Genomic DNA, 15,696 nt, shown 5'->3' with positions numbered 1-15,696 from the left:
TTGATTTTAATGGGTTATGAGGTCATTAGCTTTGTGCAGGTGCTACATAATACCGCAAATAAGCAATAAGTTAGCTAAGTACCTAACCTAAGCTTTGGTTTTTCACGGGTTAAGAGAGGATTAATACACGTAAAAAACAAAAAAGCAGCAAATTACTGTTAGGTAACTTACTGCTTTTATGATGTTTTTTGGTGGGCCCAGCAGGACTTGAACCTGCGACCAATCGATTATGAGTCGACTGCTCTAACCAACTGAGCTATGGGCCCAAAACTTTCACGTGATTTGCCTTAAGATAAAGGCAAAGTATCAGTGCCATCAAGGAAGCTGCGTAGCATATCCGAACGGCTCGGATGACGCAATTTTCTTAAGGCTTTCGCTTCAATCTGACGAATCCGCTCCCGTGTTACATCAAACTGCTTACCTACTTCTTCCAAAGTATGATCCGTGTTCATGTCGATACCAAAACGCATGCGTAAGACTTTGGCTTCGCGTGCTGTCAGGCTACTTAATACCTCACGGGTTACTTCACACAGACTGCGAGTTGTCGCTGAATCGAGGGGTGACATAATGTTACCATCTTCGATAAAGTCACCTAAATGCGAGTCTTCATCATCACCGATTGGCGTTTCCATGGAAATAGGCTCTTTCGCAATCTTTAATACCTTACGGATTTTGTCCTCAGGCATATCCATGGCTACTGCCAATTCCTCTGGAGTCGCTTCACGCCCCATTTCTTGCAGCAATTTGCGTGAAATACGATTGAGTTTATTAATCGTCTCAATCATATGTACAGGAATACGAATCGTGCGAGCTTGATCAGCAATGGAGCGAGTAATCGCTTGACGAATCCACCAAGTAGCATAAGTCGAAAACTTATAACCACGGCGATACTCAAACTTATCCACCGCCTTCATCAAACCAATATTGCCTTCTTGGATCAAATCCAAGAATTGCAAACCACGATTAGTATACTTTTTCGCAATCGAAATCACCAAACGCAAGTTGGCTTCAACCATTTCTTTTTTCGCACGCCGCGCTTTGGCTTCACCAACCGACATACTACGGTTAATGTCTTTGATTTGCGAAATGGTCAGATTGCACTCGTGTTCAATTTCCTGCAATTGCTGCTGAGTAGCCAGCACACTTTTCTTCACCAACTCAAGTTGTGCAGAACCATTACTCTTGTCAGTGATATAGCGATCTAGCCAGCTTAAATCGGTTTCATTTTGCGGGAAACTTTCCACAAATAAATGCCGCGACATACCACCTTGCTGCACACAAAGCTTCATAATGGTGCGTTCATGAGTACGGATACGATTCACAATCTCATTTAATTGCTGAGTTAAAGTATCAATAACTGGCTGTGCCAAACGGAACTCCATGAATTTAGCCGCTAAGGCATCACGAGCTTCGGTATACGCTGATCCGCCTCTAGCACGCAAAGCGGCGGCTTCATCATATAAAGCACTTAGCTCAGCAAATTTTTGAGCTGCTTCTTCAGGATCAGGGCCTAAATCGACCGGGTTCTCTTCAACAACCTCTTCATCTTCTTCACCCACTACGACTTCAGGTACTTCATCTTCGCCAGCGGCTAACGCTTCCTCTTCCTCAGTACGAACTTGAAATTGTTGCAACGGGCTTTCATTAATAGCATTGGGGTCAACGAAACCGTTAACAATATCCGTTAGACGAGTTTCTTCAGACTCAATTTGTTTCGATAAATCTAACAAAACCTCAGTAGAGGCTGGATACTGCGCTAAAGCGCGCAAAATTTCATTTAAGCCTTCTTCAATGCGAATCGCGATTTGGATTTCGCCTTCACGCGTTAAAAGCTCAACCGTACCCATCTCACGCATATACATGCGCACTGGATCGGTGGTACGCCCAAAATCACTATCTACACTCGCTAAAGCAGCAGCGGCTTCTTCTGCAGCTTCATCATCAGCCTGTACGGCCTCATCGTTTAATAATAAAGCATCGGCATCCGGTGCATTTTCATACACCGTGATCCCCATGTCATTAATCATGGCAACGATGTCTTCAATCTGTTCCGGTTCTACGATAGTATCCGGTAAATGGTCATTCACCTCGGCGTAGGTCAGATAGCCCTGCTCCTTACCACGCGCAATTAACTCTCTAAGACTGGATTGTTGCTGCTCTTCTTGACTCATGTCCGAATAGACCTCGACAAAATGGACGCGGGATTATATCACAAATCTTGAAAATACCAGCTCCGTTTGTGAAAAACCTACCCACAAGTCAGCCCTCAAGGCTAAACTTGCATTAAAGTAGACTTTAACTCTGGTTCTTAAGTATTTCAGTTAAGAGTGCCCAAAGCACTACCCTATAGGTTCTCTATATGGGGTAGCAACTCTCTAGTTTCAACTCTAATAGTCAAGTAATTGACCAAGCTGACACCAACAGGTTCAGATCTTCGCGATAAACGCGAATAGAATACAGATAATATTTACTTACAAAGTGTAGACAGATTTTCTGAGCTTAGCCTGAATAAAATCATAAAAAACTTGCTGACCCGAAAGCAATGGCTCTAGTTAAGCGGCAAAACGGGGAATCAAGTAACTCATTTGAATGTATTCATCTAGGTAGTGGTAGTGGGTCATGTTTTACGAAGAGTGGAAGAAAGTTCGGTTAATGAATTCTCCAATGACCTTATCGTGAACCTCAATGGATTTAGAGAAACACAAGGTACGACGGGCTAAGCGTTTCAGTCGAGTTCGGAAAAATTGAGGTTCTGGCGTTCAATCGATTGAGTGTAACGCTTGGTCATCAGGTGCAACTCAGAAGGCAGTAAGCGCCGATAAGCTTCCCAACGATCCGTGCAGTAGAGTCGAATGTTGAACGTTTGGAGCAAGGCTAACAAGCGTTTTAAGGCCTTATCAGCTCGTATTCCTAACTCATAAGCTAACACGGTTTTTAGATGAGGCTGCCACGCATACCAAAGCCAGCGTTGTCGTTGCTTGTTGCCCACCTACGACCACTGTTCATCCCTTTCACAGGATCATTTCCAGTCATACTGATCGAAGGTGGTTTGAATAGGGCGGAGATTAAGGTTAACAGGCTTTAATTTTTTTAAATGAGCAATCACTGTGGTGACACTTACTCCTAATACTCGGCTCGTATCGCGCACACCACTGCCATTCATGGCCATGTCGATAATCTTTTCGGGCGTACCCTGTTGATGGCCTTCCTAACGATAGGAGCTTTGAAAGCTACGTTGGCAACTACGACTACGATAAGGTGGTTCGCCACTACGCGCATACCCATGTTTGTACACTCATTCGCTTTCACAATAACGACATTTCACCACGACACTAGCCCTTCAAAAAACTACTCAAATGACACTTTTTGAGGGTTCGGTGTCGCGTAAAGTTTTACACCCTTATTCTAAATTATGACCCCATGCTGGTAGGAACATTTACTGAGATTAATCAACTATGGATACAAAAGCATTTGTTGCAAGGTTATTAATGGTTAGAAATTACCGACTAGTATAACGTCACTCTGTGTAAGTGTTATGTTTTCGATGAATCATAATATGGAGGTTTACTAGCTATTTGTTTAGTTTGTATCTGGGGCTTAGGCATCTTGCAAAGTTATCTATCTAACGTATGCGCAATTAAAACTCAACAAGTAAAGCAATACTAGAAGATGGTTTATAAAAAAGCCCTTCATACTGCGTAGTGAAGGGCTTAAATATTGAGTCTAGCTGAAAGAGTTAAAGCTCTTTGACGGCATTCACTAATTCGCTGGCAACTTTCTGTCCATCGCCATATAGCATCCGGCAGTTATCTGCGAAGAACAAATGATTTTCCACGCCTGAGAACCCAGCCCCTTGACCACGTTTAATCACAATCACGTTTTTCGCATGATCCGCATTCAGGATCGGCATACCATAGATCGGGCTATTGGGGTCAGTGCGTGCAACAGGGTTCACCACATCATTCGCACCGATGACTAAGGCAACATCCGCTGTGGCAAATTCCTCATTGATTTCATCCAAGTCATAGATCAAATCATAAGGAACACCCGCCTCCGCCAAGAGCACGTTCATATGCCCCGGCATCCGCCCTGCAACGGGGTGAATCGCAAATTTCACTTTCACGCCACGCTCAAGTAATAGTTTGGTGAGTTCTTGGATTTTGTGCTGAGCTTGTGCTACTGCCATACCATAACCAGGGATAATCACGACCTTTTCAGCAAAAGCCATCATAATCGCAGCATCCGGTGTTTCAATAGCTTTCATGCTGCCAGAGATCGCTTGTGCTTCACCCGTACCTCCACCGAATTGGCTAAACAATACATTGGTGAGTGGGCGATTCATGGCTTTGGCCATTAATTGCGTGAGTAGAGTACCGGCTGAACCTACCACTATCCCCGCAATCATCATCGCTGGATTGCCTAGGACATAACCTTCAAAACCGACCGCTAAGCCAGTTAAAGCGTTGTAGAGCGAGATTACTACTGGCATATCCGCACCACCAATCGGCAAGGTCATCATCACGCCAAATACTAGAGCTAAAGCAAAGAAAATGAATAAGGTAAATAGGCTATAATCCGTGCCGCTAAACGCGATCACTAACCCCATTAATACGGTGATACCGAATAAAGCAGCATTAATGATTTGCTGGTTTTTGAAGCGAATCACCCCGCTGAACGCCTTAATACCTTGGAGTTTGGCAAAAGCAACTAAGGAGCCAGAGAAGGCGATGCTACCAATTAAAGCACCTAGCACTGCCATTAATTGCACTGCCAAGGGTAGATCATGGCGCTTGAGTAATTCCACACCCGCAATGGCAGCGGCTGCCCCCCCCCCCATACCGTTATACAGGGCAATCATTTGTGGCATATCCGTCATCGCCACCCGTTTACCGGTATACCATGCCAGACCGCCACCAATACCAATCGCCAAAATCATCAGAATGTAATTGCTATGAATTTGGGGGTGAATAAAGGTAATGACGCTAGCCAGCACCATACCCGCACCCGCCCATTGAATACCACTCCGTGCATTATTCGGCGAGGCCATTTGCTTTAGGCCATAAATAAATAAAACCGCTGCTATGAAGTAAGCAAGGTTAACGATGAAATCAGTCATGCTTTGCTCGCTCCTTTATTGCTGGCTTTGAACATTTCGAGCATGCGCTCAGTGACCACATAGCCGCCCACGGCATTGCCTGCGCCCAATAATACAGCGATAAAACCAATCAGGATTTCAGTACCGGTTTCCGCTTGGCCTAAGGCGACCATCGCACCCACTAAGACGATACCATGGACGAAATTTGAGCCAGACATTAAAGGTGTGTGCAAAATCACTGGGACTTTAGAGATGACTTCGTAGCCGGTGAAAGCGGCGAGCATGAAAATATACAATGCGGTAAATCCATCCATCTTAAGCAGCTCCCACCAGTTTAGCGATCGCTTCATTGACAATTTTGCCGTCGCGGGTCACGCAAGCGCCAGCAATAATTTCATCGTTGAAGTCGGGCTGATACTCACCATTTTTGATCATTAAACTTAAAAAGTTCAACAAGTTCTTGGCATACATTTCACTGGCATGTACCGGCACTTGGCTTGGCACATTCAAGGGTGCATGAATCACTACGCCATTATGCTCGATGGTTTCACCGGGTTTGCTTAAGGTGCAATTACCGCCGCCTTCAGCCGCCAGATCAACAATGACCGCACCTTTTTTCATGCCTGCAACCGTGGAGTCTGGAATAATTTTCGGCGAAGGACGACCGGGCACTGCGGCGGTAGTAATCAATACATCGGCGGTGGCAATATGCTTAGCTAATTCTTCTTGCTGCTTACGTTTCTCATCCTCGGTCAGTTCGCGCGCATAGCCACCCGCACCTTCTGCGCTAATCCCTAACTCAATGAATTTTGCACCTAAAGACTGGACTTGTTCTTTGGTAGCCGAGCGCACGTCATAAGCTTCTACCATCGCACCTAAACGGCGCGCAGTTGCAATTGCTTGTAAGCCTGCGACACCTGCACCAATTACAATCACTTTAGCAGGGCGAATCGTACCTGCTGCGGTCGTGAGCATCGGAAAGAAGCGTGTGGAGAGATCAGCCCCCATAATCGCGGCTTTATAACCTGCCACTGCAGCCTGTGAGGAAAGAATATCCATCGACTGCGCCCGTGAAATGCGGGGAATCAATTCCATCGCATAGCTAGTGATCTGCTTGTCGCGCAGTTGCTTGATGATGTCGAGATTGATGTAGGGGTTCAAAGCACCGATTAGCACGCTACCCTGTTTGAGCTGGGCAACTTCTTCAGTACTTGGTGCTTGTACTTTCAACACAATATCGGCCTGCTCATACAGACTTTGCGCTGAGTCAACAATAGTCGCGTCTTTAAACGCACTATCTTGAATCTGCGCAGCCGAACCTGCCCCTTGCTCAATCAATACGTCTAGCCCTAACTGTTTGAGCTTGACCATAATTCCCGGATCAATTGCGACACGGCGTTCACCGGTAGCACGTTCTCGCGGGGCTGCAATTTTCAAAGACATAAACTGTGGCTCCCAAACATTTAGGAAAAAAAATTTACATACTACTCAATGCGGTTATTTGACGCTCTAGCCTGAGATAGATAGAACTTTTGACTTATATCAGGCTTTTTCTCTCTCTCATAGGTTATTGATTTTGTGATCAAGAGGCTAGTGGTTTAGGGCGCAGATCAAAAAAAATCAAACCCTCGATTTAGAATCTTACGAGAGTTGGCGCAGATAAAGCCCCTTAAGATACTTAGGGCTTATTTAAATAGTTTTGCCGCCGTTTTAGGTAGGTGGGCACAATCAGAATTGCTAAAGTAATGATGAGCAGGCTTAAAGACATTGGATGTGTTAAGAAAACAGTTAAATCACCTTGATGAATCGACATCGCCCGCCGGAAGAATTTCTCCGCCATCGGCCCCACAATCAAGCCTACTATCAGTGGTACCACCGGAAAATCATAGCGGCGCATCAAAAAGCCCATTAAACCGACGATATAGAGCAGTAGTAAGTCAAACCAATTCTGTCTTAAAGCATAAGCGCCCATTGTGGCCAGCACGACAATGCCACCATAAAGCAAAGGGCGTGGTACTTTCAGTAATTGTACCCATAAGCCCACTAAGGGTAGATTCAAAATCAGTAGCATCACATTACCGATATAGAGTGACGCAATTAAGCCCCAGACCAAATCAGGATTGGTGTCGAACAGTAACGGGCCAGGTGCAATGTTGTATTGCTGGAAGGCTGCTAACATGATTGCAGCCGTCGCTGAAGTAGGAATGCCTAAGGTCAAGAGTGGAATCAAAGTGCCAGTGACGGCAGCATTATTCGCAGCTTCAGGGCCAGCCACACCTTCAATTGCCCCTTTGCCAAATTCTTTTTGGACTTCGGGCGGTGCTAATTTGCGCTCAGCCGAATAGGAGAGGAAAGTTGGCATTTCTGTGCCACCAGCGGGAATTGTACCGAAAGGAAAGCCAATCGCAGTGCCACGTAGCCACGGTTTCCAAGAGCGGCGCCAATCGTCTTTGCTCATCCAGAATCGACCCGATAAGGATTCAACACGAGCCTTGAGATGATTTTCATAGGTCGCGGTATATAAAGTTTCACCAATAGCGAACAAACCCATTGCTATGACGACAATATCAATACCGTCCAACAGTGCTGCTGAGCCAAAGGTAAAACGGGCTTGCCCGGATTGTTGCTCAATGCCAATTAAACCAATCCCTAAACCCATCAAGAGCGAGATCACGCCTTTTAAGGGGGAATTACCCAGCACCGCTGAAACAGCGGCAAAGGTTAAAACCATCAAGGCAAACATTTCCACAGGCCCTAGTTTTAAGGTCAAAGTAGCAATCATCGGCGCGAGTACGGTAAGCAAAAGGGTGGCAATCGAACCTGCTACGAAAGAACCAATCGCTGCGGTGGAAAGAGCAGGGCCGCCCCGTCCCGCTTTCGCCATCTTATTACCTTCGAGTGCTGAAACAATACTGCCCGCTTCGCCGGGGGTATTCAGTAAGATGGACGTGGTAGACCCGCCAAACATAGCCCCATAGTACACGCCTGCCAGCATGATTAAGGCACCGGTAGGGTCAATGCTTTGAGTGACAGGTAATAATAGAGCGACAGTGACGGCAGGACCGACACCGGGTAAGACACCAATCGCCGTACCTAGAGTACAGCCAATTAGTGCCCATAATAAGTTCATCGGGGTTAAGGCCGTGGCAAAACCTACCGTAAAAAGATCGTGTAGACCATCCATTTAGATCACCCCTCCAGTGATGAGGGCTGGGAGATTTAAACCGAGCCACTTGAATAAATGAAATAAACCTAGCACTAGTAAAAAAGACAAGATTAGGTCGCGAATTTTGTGCTCAGTTTCAAGGGCTAGGCAAATCCCGAAGCATAAAATCGTACTTGCTAAGGTAAAGCCAAGCGTGCTGATTAAGCTCATATGCAAGATCAGCGCAGCACTAGCCATGCCGAACATGCGCCAATGTGGATGCGGTGGGGCATAATCGAGGGGATGATCAGGGTCTTGGGTTTGATCTTCGGTTGCGGGGTGTTTAGATGGACGGCTTTGCACCAACAAAATCACCCCTGATAGTAACAAACCTGCTGCTATCACCGAAGGAAAAAAGCGCGGTCCGATGCCAGCATAGCCGGTACTTTGGGAGATGCCAGTAATCTGCCAAGCCATAATCAGGCTAATCAGAATGACCCCGAGGGCAATCCACTGTTCACCGGTCACGCGCTTGAGCATATTAACCGCCTATTTTTAGTTTTTTCAGAGTTTCAGCCGTGACTTTTTGCTCTTCTTCCAAAAACTTCTTGAAATCATCACCCGTCAGCATCATGTCAGTCCATTGCGACGCCTTGGCTTTATCTTGCCAAGTGGGTGATTTAACCGCCTCTTCCACAAGTTTAATTAAAGCTGCCTTCTCTTCCTCTTTAATATCAGGAGCGCCGAACACGGCACGCCAGTTAGCTAAGACCACATCCACGCCTTGCTCTTTCATAGTTGGAATATCAACACCGTCGATTTTCTTATCACTACTTACGCCAAGTGCTCGTACTTTTTGCGCAGTAATCAAATCGGCTAATTCGCCATAACCGCTCAAATAAGCAGTGACTTGCCCACCAAGAATAGCCGCTTTACCTTCCCCGCCACCTGCGAAAGGAATGTAGTTCACCTTAGAACCCTCTACACCAACTGTTTCAGCCATGAGACCCGCGATAATGTGATCTACACCACCTGCAGAGCCACCACCAAAACTGACTGAACCCGGATCTTTTTTCACTGCATCCATTAACTCAGTTAGGGTCTTGTAAGGTGAGTTTTCTGGCACAACCAATACATCATATTCACCCATCAGGCGTGCAATTGGCGCTACCATACTGAAATTCACGGGTGATTTATTGGTTTCAATCGCACCCACTGTAATCGCGCCTGCGACTAATAAGGCATTCGGATTACCCTTTTCATTGTTGATGAATTGCGCCATCCCAATCGTGCCACCAGCACCTGCTTTGTTTTCCACCACCACATTTTTGGCCTGACCATTGGCTTTTAAAGCATCCCCTAAAGTGCGAGCAATGGTATCCCAGCCACCACCGGGGTTAGCGGGAGCCATGATTTTGAATTGGTCGATTTCGGCGTGGGTGAGGCTCAAAGGCGCTAAAGTCAGTAAGCAAGTAGCCATTAAGCGGGGTAATCTTTTCATTGGTGCATTCTCCTCATGTGTAGTTATATGCCAACTTAGTCATAAGCTAGACAGCAAGCTTGCTGTTCAAGAGCAACTGTTCTCCTCCAAGTTGCACACCCTGATTAGATACCTTGTCAATCAAGGGTGTCAAGCAGCTCCCACTAATACAATTTTGCTAAGTTCAAATACTTATTTGAAATAACTTATAATTCAATAACTTATGTGATTATTTTGAATCTAATAATGCTTCGAAATAATGCTGGTTTTTAGCTTGCAAGCGGCTTTATAATAAACAAATACTTTATTCATAAGCCCTAGCAGCCAGCGTTGTTAGGGCTTTATTCTTTGGTGCAAAGCTTAAGTTTAGCGAACAAGCACTGTTAGCTGACTCATTAAATTCATAATCATGACTTCTAAAAGCAATTCTCAAGTTTTACGTGGTTTACTTATTTCTTTATTGGGCTATGCGATTTTTTCAGCGCATGATGCTTTAGTTAAAGTACTGAGCGAATACTCAGTATTCCAAATTATCTTTTTTGCGATGCTATTTAGTTATTTACCTTTTTCTCTGGTACGCATTACCGACGCTCGTTCCTTGTCTTTGCGTCCGGTGCATCCTTGGTTAGTCTTTATGCGTGCCGCTTTAATGGTTGGAGCTTTATGCTTCGCTTTTCTCGCCTTTTCCATGCTGCCAATGGTGCAGGTGTATGTTTTGTTGTTTACCACACCGGTATTAATTTCTTTACTAGCTGTACCGTTTTTGGGTGAGCGCTTACAAGCAGTACGTGGAGTCTTGATTATTTGCGGTTTGATTGGTGTATTAGTGGTTCTCAGACCGACACCACAGCGCTTAGAGCTAGGGCATTTATTCGGTGCACTATCTGCATTCTGTGGGGCAGGCGCTGCAGTTATTTCTCGGAAAATTGGCCGTGAAGAGGTCTCAGCTACCTTAATTTTAAGCCCTTTGATTTTAAATATTATCCTTTCAGGCTGTTTATTATATTTTGTGTATAAGCCAATGGAGTTATTTGATTTATGTCTGATGTTCTTATTAGGTGTGCTCGCTTTATTGGGTCAATTGTTCATCCTAACAGGTTATCGTAATGCACCTGCAGCAGTAGTGGCACCGATGCAATACAGTCAAATTATCTGGGCAATTATTTTTGGCAGCTTATTTTTCAAAGAATCGGTGGATACACTGACGATTGTAGGTGCAGGAATTACGATTACTGCCGGTATTCTGATGGTTTGGCGCGAAAGTCGGGTTTCTCTCAACCAACCGGTGCTGCGTAGTCGAAATATGCGTAGTGTGAGTGCAGGGCCTTTGCCTAGTTTTGAAGCAGAGCACTGACATTAAGCAGGTTTCTACATGGCGAAAGATCACTATCTGTGCCAGAATTCCTTAGATACCTCTAACAGTGATGCGGCGTTGTCTTTTGCCAATAGGAATAATGATGAACATGGAAGAATTGGACAAAGAGATATACAAAAAACTGGATACCAATGTCTATCTCACAGCCTCCGACAAGCAGTCGCTGAAGAGTATTCTCCTAGGTCTCCAACAACGCTTAAGCGAGCGTGATGCTTTCGTGCAGAATATGACGGGTGTTCTCTTAGAAAAAGATGGTCATGTCCGCGTGCGCGATGCAAGGATTGATGAGCGTGATACCCAATTAGCTAAACTCAGCTCTCTGTTAATTGAAAAAGATGAATTAATTGCTCGACACGCCCGTGAATTAGCCGCTAAAGAAGAATTCCTACAAAAGCGTGATGCTCATTTACAAGCGAAAGATGAACAATTGCATCAGCGTGAAGGCTTATTGCAAGGCAAAGAAGAACGGATTAAAGGCTTAGAAAATAAGCTCATTACTTATGAAAAGCTGATTCAAGAAAAAGAAACTTTAATCGAGCAGCGCGATCGAAATATGGAGGATAAAGATCGTTCCTTATTGCGCTTTGATCAAGCCGTGCAAAATAAAGATCGCTTGCTGCAAGGGCGTGATGAAACGATTTCCAAAAAGGAACAGCAGATTCAAGAACGCGATCAGCTGATCCAAGAGCGTACCCGCCAAACTTTAGAGCAAGAGAAATTAATTAAAGAGCGTGATCATCAAATTGCTAAACGTGACCAGCATTTGATGGAACGGGATCGCCAAGTCGCTGAACGTGATTTGCGGGTTGAAGAAATTCAACGCCATATGGAAGCAACTAATACCTCCATAGAAGAGCGCGAAGTTGCGATTAAAGAACGTGAGCAGTGGTTGGTCACTAAAGAAGAATTAATCAGTGAGCGTGATCAGCGCTTAGTCATTCAGCAAAAGCAGTTAGAGGCGCGGGATTTAACTGTTTACGAGCGCGATAAGCAGCTCACCGAACGTGATCAAACCTTAGCTGATCGAGATCGCAGTATTGCAGAGCGCGACCAAGCGATCGTGATTCGCGATCAGAAAAATTATGATTATTTAGGTTCGATTGAAAATCTCGAAGATCATCTGCAAGATCGTGATCTACAAATTACCACCCGTGATCGGCAGTTAGCTCTACGCGATGAGCGTATCCAGAAAACTGATCAAGATGTAGTCGAGCGCGATAATCAAATCAAAGAGCGCGATAAGCAATTAAACGAACGAGATCACAGTTTAGCGGAGCGCGAACAAACTATTCACGATCGCGATCTATCGATTCGTGAGCGTGATCAGCGCATTACTGCACAAGATTTGCAATTGCGCGAACGTGATAAGCAAATTCAGTTGCGTGATGCACAAGTGAAGAGTCGGGACGATACGCTTAAAGAGCGCGACACACATATTCTTGAGCGCGATCACAGCATTATTGCTTTAAATGCCCATTTGCAAGAGCGTGATGAAACAGTGGCAGGGCGTGATAAAGCTTTATCTGAGCGTGATGCGTCTTTATTGCAGCGTGATGAGAGTCTGCAAAAGCGTGACCAGCATATTCTTACCCGGGATGGCTCAATTAAAGAGCGTGATCAAAGCATTACTGAGCGCGACAAGCAAATTAGCAATTTAGGCGAACACCTGAAAACCCGCGAGACCACTATTGGTGAGCGTGACGAGGAAGTGCGGCGGCGCGATGAGCAAATTCGTAATTTGCAGCTTGATGTGCATATGCGCGATCAGAGTTTGGCAGAGCGTGACGTGCAATTACAAATCCGCGATCAAACCATTCAAGATCGTGACGAAATGCTCGCCATGCGCGAAGAAACCATTGCTGAGCGTGATGCAGCGATTGCTGAGCGTGATGCTCAGCTAGAGCAGCGTACTAAAGACCTACAGCGCCAAGAAGAAATCGTGCGTGAACGTGATGCGGCAATTGCTGAGCGTGATGCGGCAATTGCGGAGCGTGACCGGCAAGTAGAAAAGCGCGACAGTCAATTAGCAGCCCGTGAATTAGAGTTAAAAGAGCGCGATAATTCCTTACGTTTGCGTGATGCGACTATTCATGATCGTGATCAATCGATTGTTGCCAAAGAAGCGCATATCCGGCGGCGCGACGAAAAGATTCAAGAGCTGACCTTGCATATCCAACATTTAGATGGCGAATTGGCTGCATTGCGTGCACAGATTGCACATCGCGATGATCAAGTTCATCAACGTGATTTAATTATTGGTCAGCGTGACCGCCAATTAGATAAGTTGGATAAAAGCGTAGTAAAATATGTCGGTTCTACCCAAAGTGTATTCATTAAAGGCACTTTGGCAGGGTTAATCAGTAGTTTTATCTTCTTCTGGGGTTTACGCCTGCTTGAAATTCTTTAAGCAGATGGCAGCTTATGCGAGTTAAACTGCCATCGGTTGTCACTACTTATTGATCACAATAGCCTAATTGTTTAAAAGTTTGCGTGTTACCTTCTGGTTTTGTGGCACAAATTCTATTGAGTAAGGCCGCAATATTTCCAGCACCAAAACCACCGTAATCCGCTAAGGGGTAACGCTTATTTTGCGTGAATTGTGATGAGAAATTGTCCTTAGGCTTATTGGGATCAGCCGTACCCCATGAGGTCACGCCAATAACGACATTAGTGACGGCATTGCGCCCTTTGTTAGCACCATCACTAAACTTAGGGCTTTGATAACCAAAATTAACTAACCAAGGTCCACCACTAGAGCCGCCGGTAAAATTACTACCTTGATAAATTTGATGAGCCTCACTAAGAGTAGTCAAGTAGGTAGGGCCATCACTACGCTGTAAGATTTCGCCATTATCTAATAAGCCGGGATAACCTAAAGTGGTTACCGCTGCAGTCCACAAATTGCCAGTCTTTTTGCTTTTAGAAAAAGAATAGTTATTCCAGCCGTAATTCAAATGTCCACCGACTACTTCACTAATAAATTGACCACCTGCATTCTTGTCGAGCACCATAACGGCTAAATCATTGTCCACTGCCGAACCCTCACCCACATCATTACCGTTTGACCAAGTGCTCGGCCATACAGCAGCAAGTGGTGTCCACTCACCATAAGGGCTGCTGCCACGATAACTGGCTGGTCGAAATACATAAGAGTCAAAGTGCTCATCGCCAGCACCATAATCTTGCATACAATGCGCAGCCGTGACGATAACGCCTTTTAGAATCACACTGGCTGAGCAATGAGCATCCATGTCATAGACTTTGAAATTAAGCTTGCCGACAGTACTATAAGGAAAGGTGGCACTTAGATAAGCATGTGAGTTAGGGTCAACAGCTTGCGTGGGTGGTGCAGACACTCGTTTAGACGTGTAGGGTACTGCAAAATTACCAAGGGCTCTTGTAGTAAGCGTTTCGCTGGAGGCTCCCGCTTTATGAGTGGTTTCACTGGCGTTAGGCGTAACTAGAGAAGTATCAGGTGTTGCTAGTTTGTTGGTATGAGCTTTGGCTGCTGGCAAGCTCTCAGCTACCGAGGTAGTAGAGGGGTTAGATGAGTAAAAATAAACCGTATCGAACTCCGCCGCGACAGCAGATAGGGGCAGACATGCAGCTATTAAGAGAATTTTTTTCATGAGAATAAACAGCCTACTTGAATAAAAAAAGACAAGATTATTGTGTAAATGCCGGCCAGAAAGTGCAAGTAAATAATCAGTATGAAGGGGTTAAACTAAGGGTTATAGGTGAAATTATTAAAAAAGCTCCCTAGCTAACACTAGTGGCTAGGGAGTAAAGGAGAAGCGCTATTAAGCTAATATGTGGCTCCAGGCCCTGGGATCGCTCCGGGAGGACATTTGCCTAGAATGATCATGCCAAGGACTTCATCTTTAGTGACATCATTGACATGTGCAGTACCAACAACTTGGCCATTTTTCATCACCGTCACTCGATCCGCTAAGTCGAATACATCGTGGATATCATGACTAATCAAGAAAATGCCAATTCCATCCGCTTTCAGTTGTTTAATCAATTCGCCAACTTGAGCGGTTTCTTGTGGACCTAGGGCAGCAGTAGGTTCATCCATAATCAGAATACGTGCATTGAATAGAATCGCCCGCGCAATCGCGACCGATTGCCGCTGACCACCGGACAAAGCCTTCACGGGTTCTTTAAAGCGTTGGAAGCGTGGATTTAAACGCCCCATCACTTTGCGGGCTTCAGCTTCCATCGCTACATCGTCTAAAGTTCCCCAACCGGTTTTTAATTCCCGTCCAAGGTAAAGATTAGCCGCTGTGTCGACATTATCGGCTAAGGCTAAGGTCTGATAGATGGTTTCAATTCCGTAAGCTTTGGCGTCGCGTGGATTATTAATGCTGGCTTCCGTGCCATTAATAAAGATTTGCCCACCATCGCGTTTGTAAGCGCCGGAGAGAATCTTAATAAAGGTTGATTTACCAGCACCATTATGGCCTAACAGTGCTACCACTTCGCCTGCATATAAATCAGCCGAGGCATGATCGACGGCATGAATCCCTCCAAAGGAGATGGAAACATCACGCATTTCAACCAGAGGTGTTTTTGCTTCAGTCATTCTGTTTACTCCGGTT

11 protein-coding genes, 1 tRNA gene and 1 pseudogene are annotated in these 15,696 nt (G+C 45.3%); 2 read left to right on the top strand and 11 right to left on the bottom strand.

Going from position 1 to position 15,696, the window contains the following annotated elements:
* Positions 1-189: 189 nt before the first annotated feature.
* The 9 genes and pseudogenes from Q0307_RS12535 to Q0307_RS12495 form a co-directional block, all read right to left on the bottom strand.
* A tRNA-Ile gene (locus tag Q0307_RS12535) sits at positions 190-266 on the bottom strand.
* Between the two features lie 21 nt (positions 267-287).
* On the bottom strand, positions 288-2,171 hold the full coding sequence (gene rpoD / locus Q0307_RS12530; protein WP_298661102.1) for an RNA polymerase sigma factor RpoD: 1,884 nt from the start codon (positions 2,169-2,171) through the stop codon (positions 288-290).
* Positions 2,172-2,624: 453 nt separating this feature from the next.
* A pseudogene (locus Q0307_RS12525) lies at positions 2,625-3,295 on the bottom strand (IS1 family transposase).
* A gap of 441 nt (positions 3,296-3,736) precedes the next feature.
* Positions 3,737-5,116, bottom strand: coding sequence for an NAD(P)(+) transhydrogenase (Re/Si-specific) subunit beta (locus Q0307_RS12520; RefSeq protein WP_298661100.1), 1,380 nt, complete (start codon positions 5,114-5,116; stop codon positions 3,737-3,739).
* On the bottom strand, positions 5,113-5,409 hold the full coding sequence (locus Q0307_RS12515; protein WP_298661097.1) for an NAD(P) transhydrogenase subunit alpha: 297 nt from the start codon (positions 5,407-5,409) through the stop codon (positions 5,113-5,115). Before Q0307_RS12515 ends, Q0307_RS12520 begins: the two co-directional genes overlap by 4 nt.
* 1 nt (position 5,410) lies before the next feature.
* Positions 5,411-6,538, bottom strand: coding sequence for a Re/Si-specific NAD(P)(+) transhydrogenase subunit alpha (locus Q0307_RS12510; protein ID WP_298661094.1), 1,128 nt, complete (start codon positions 6,536-6,538; stop codon positions 5,411-5,413).
* A gap of 235 nt (positions 6,539-6,773) precedes the next feature.
* A complete protein-coding gene (locus Q0307_RS12505; RefSeq protein WP_298661092.1) occupies positions 6,774-8,279 on the bottom strand; it encodes a tripartite tricarboxylate transporter permease in 1,506 nt (501 codons plus the stop codon).
* On the bottom strand, positions 8,280-8,780 hold the full coding sequence (locus tag Q0307_RS12500) for a tripartite tricarboxylate transporter TctB family protein (RefSeq protein WP_298661090.1): 501 nt from the start codon (positions 8,778-8,780) through the stop codon (positions 8,280-8,282). It lies immediately after the preceding gene.
* A 1-nt stretch (position 8,781) separates the two neighbouring features.
* Complete coding sequence (locus tag Q0307_RS12495) at positions 8,782-9,741, bottom strand: tripartite tricarboxylate transporter substrate binding protein (protein WP_298661088.1); 960 nt, start codon at positions 9,739-9,741, stop codon at positions 8,782-8,784.
* 388 nt (positions 9,742-10,129) lie between these two features.
* Between Q0307_RS12495 and Q0307_RS12490 the strand changes: the two genes are divergently transcribed.
* Positions 10,130-11,074 (top strand): DMT family transporter, encoded by a 945-nt coding sequence (locus tag Q0307_RS12490; protein WP_298661085.1) that lies wholly within the window; start codon positions 10,130-10,132, stop codon positions 11,072-11,074.
* Positions 11,075-11,183: 109 nt separating this feature from the next.
* Complete coding sequence (locus Q0307_RS12485) at positions 11,184-13,502, top strand: hypothetical protein (protein ID WP_298661083.1); 2,319 nt, start codon at positions 11,184-11,186, stop codon at positions 13,500-13,502.
* A 46-nt stretch (positions 13,503-13,548) separates the two neighbouring features.
* On the opposite strand, the gene Q0307_RS12480 is transcribed toward Q0307_RS12485, so the two are convergent.
* The gene (locus Q0307_RS12480; protein ID WP_298661081.1) at positions 13,549-14,724 is read right to left on the bottom strand and encodes a trypsin-like serine protease; all 1,176 of its coding nucleotides are present in this window, start codon (positions 14,722-14,724) and stop codon (positions 13,549-13,551) included.
* Between the two features lie 176 nt (positions 14,725-14,900).
* Complete coding sequence (locus Q0307_RS12475) at positions 14,901-15,680, bottom strand: ATP-binding cassette domain-containing protein (protein WP_298661079.1); 780 nt, start codon at positions 15,678-15,680, stop codon at positions 14,901-14,903.
* Between the last annotated feature and the right edge of the window lie 16 nt (positions 15,681-15,696).

Source organism: uncultured Thiothrix sp. (genome assembly GCF_937873765.1).
In the GTDB taxonomy this organism is placed as follows: Bacteria; Pseudomonadota; Gammaproteobacteria; order Thiotrichales; family Thiotrichaceae; genus Thiolinea.
The sequence above is the reverse complement of the archived record's forward strand: the minus strand, read 5'-3'. Positions and strand labels throughout refer to the sequence as shown.

Bases quoted from the DNA above. Each gene is read 5' to 3' on its own strand.
- rpoD (WP_298661102.1), bottom strand. From the start codon at position 2,171: ATGAGTCAAGAAGAGCAGCAACAATCCAGTCTTAGAGAGTTAATTGCG.
- Q0307_RS12495 (WP_298661088.1), bottom strand. From the start codon at position 9,741: ATGAAAAGATTACCCCGCTTAATGGCTACTTGCTTACTGACTTTAGCG.
- Q0307_RS12505 (WP_298661092.1), bottom strand. From the start codon at position 8,279: ATGGATGGTCTACACGATCTTTTTACGGTAGGTTTTGCCACGGCCTTA.
- Q0307_RS12520 (WP_298661100.1), bottom strand. From the start codon at position 5,116: ATGACTGATTTCATCGTTAACCTTGCTTACTTCATAGCAGCGGTTTTA.
- Q0307_RS12480 (WP_298661081.1), bottom strand. From the start codon at position 14,724: ATGAAAAAAATTCTCTTAATAGCTGCATGTCTGCCCCTATCTGCTGTC.
- Q0307_RS12490 (WP_298661085.1), top strand. From the start codon at position 10,130: ATGACTTCTAAAAGCAATTCTCAAGTTTTACGTGGTTTACTTATTTCT.
- Q0307_RS12475 (WP_298661079.1), bottom strand. From the start codon at position 15,680: ATGACTGAAGCAAAAACACCTCTGGTTGAAATGCGTGATGTTTCCATC.
- Q0307_RS12500 (WP_298661090.1), bottom strand. From the start codon at position 8,780: ATGCTCAAGCGCGTGACCGGTGAACAGTGGATTGCCCTCGGGGTCATT.
- Q0307_RS12485 (WP_298661083.1), top strand. From the start codon at position 11,184: ATGGAAGAATTGGACAAAGAGATATACAAAAAACTGGATACCAATGTC.
- Q0307_RS12510 (WP_298661094.1), bottom strand. From the start codon at position 6,538: ATGTCTTTGAAAATTGCAGCCCCGCGAGAACGTGCTACCGGTGAACGC.
- Q0307_RS12515 (WP_298661097.1), bottom strand. From the start codon at position 5,409: ATGGATGGATTTACCGCATTGTATATTTTCATGCTCGCCGCTTTCACC.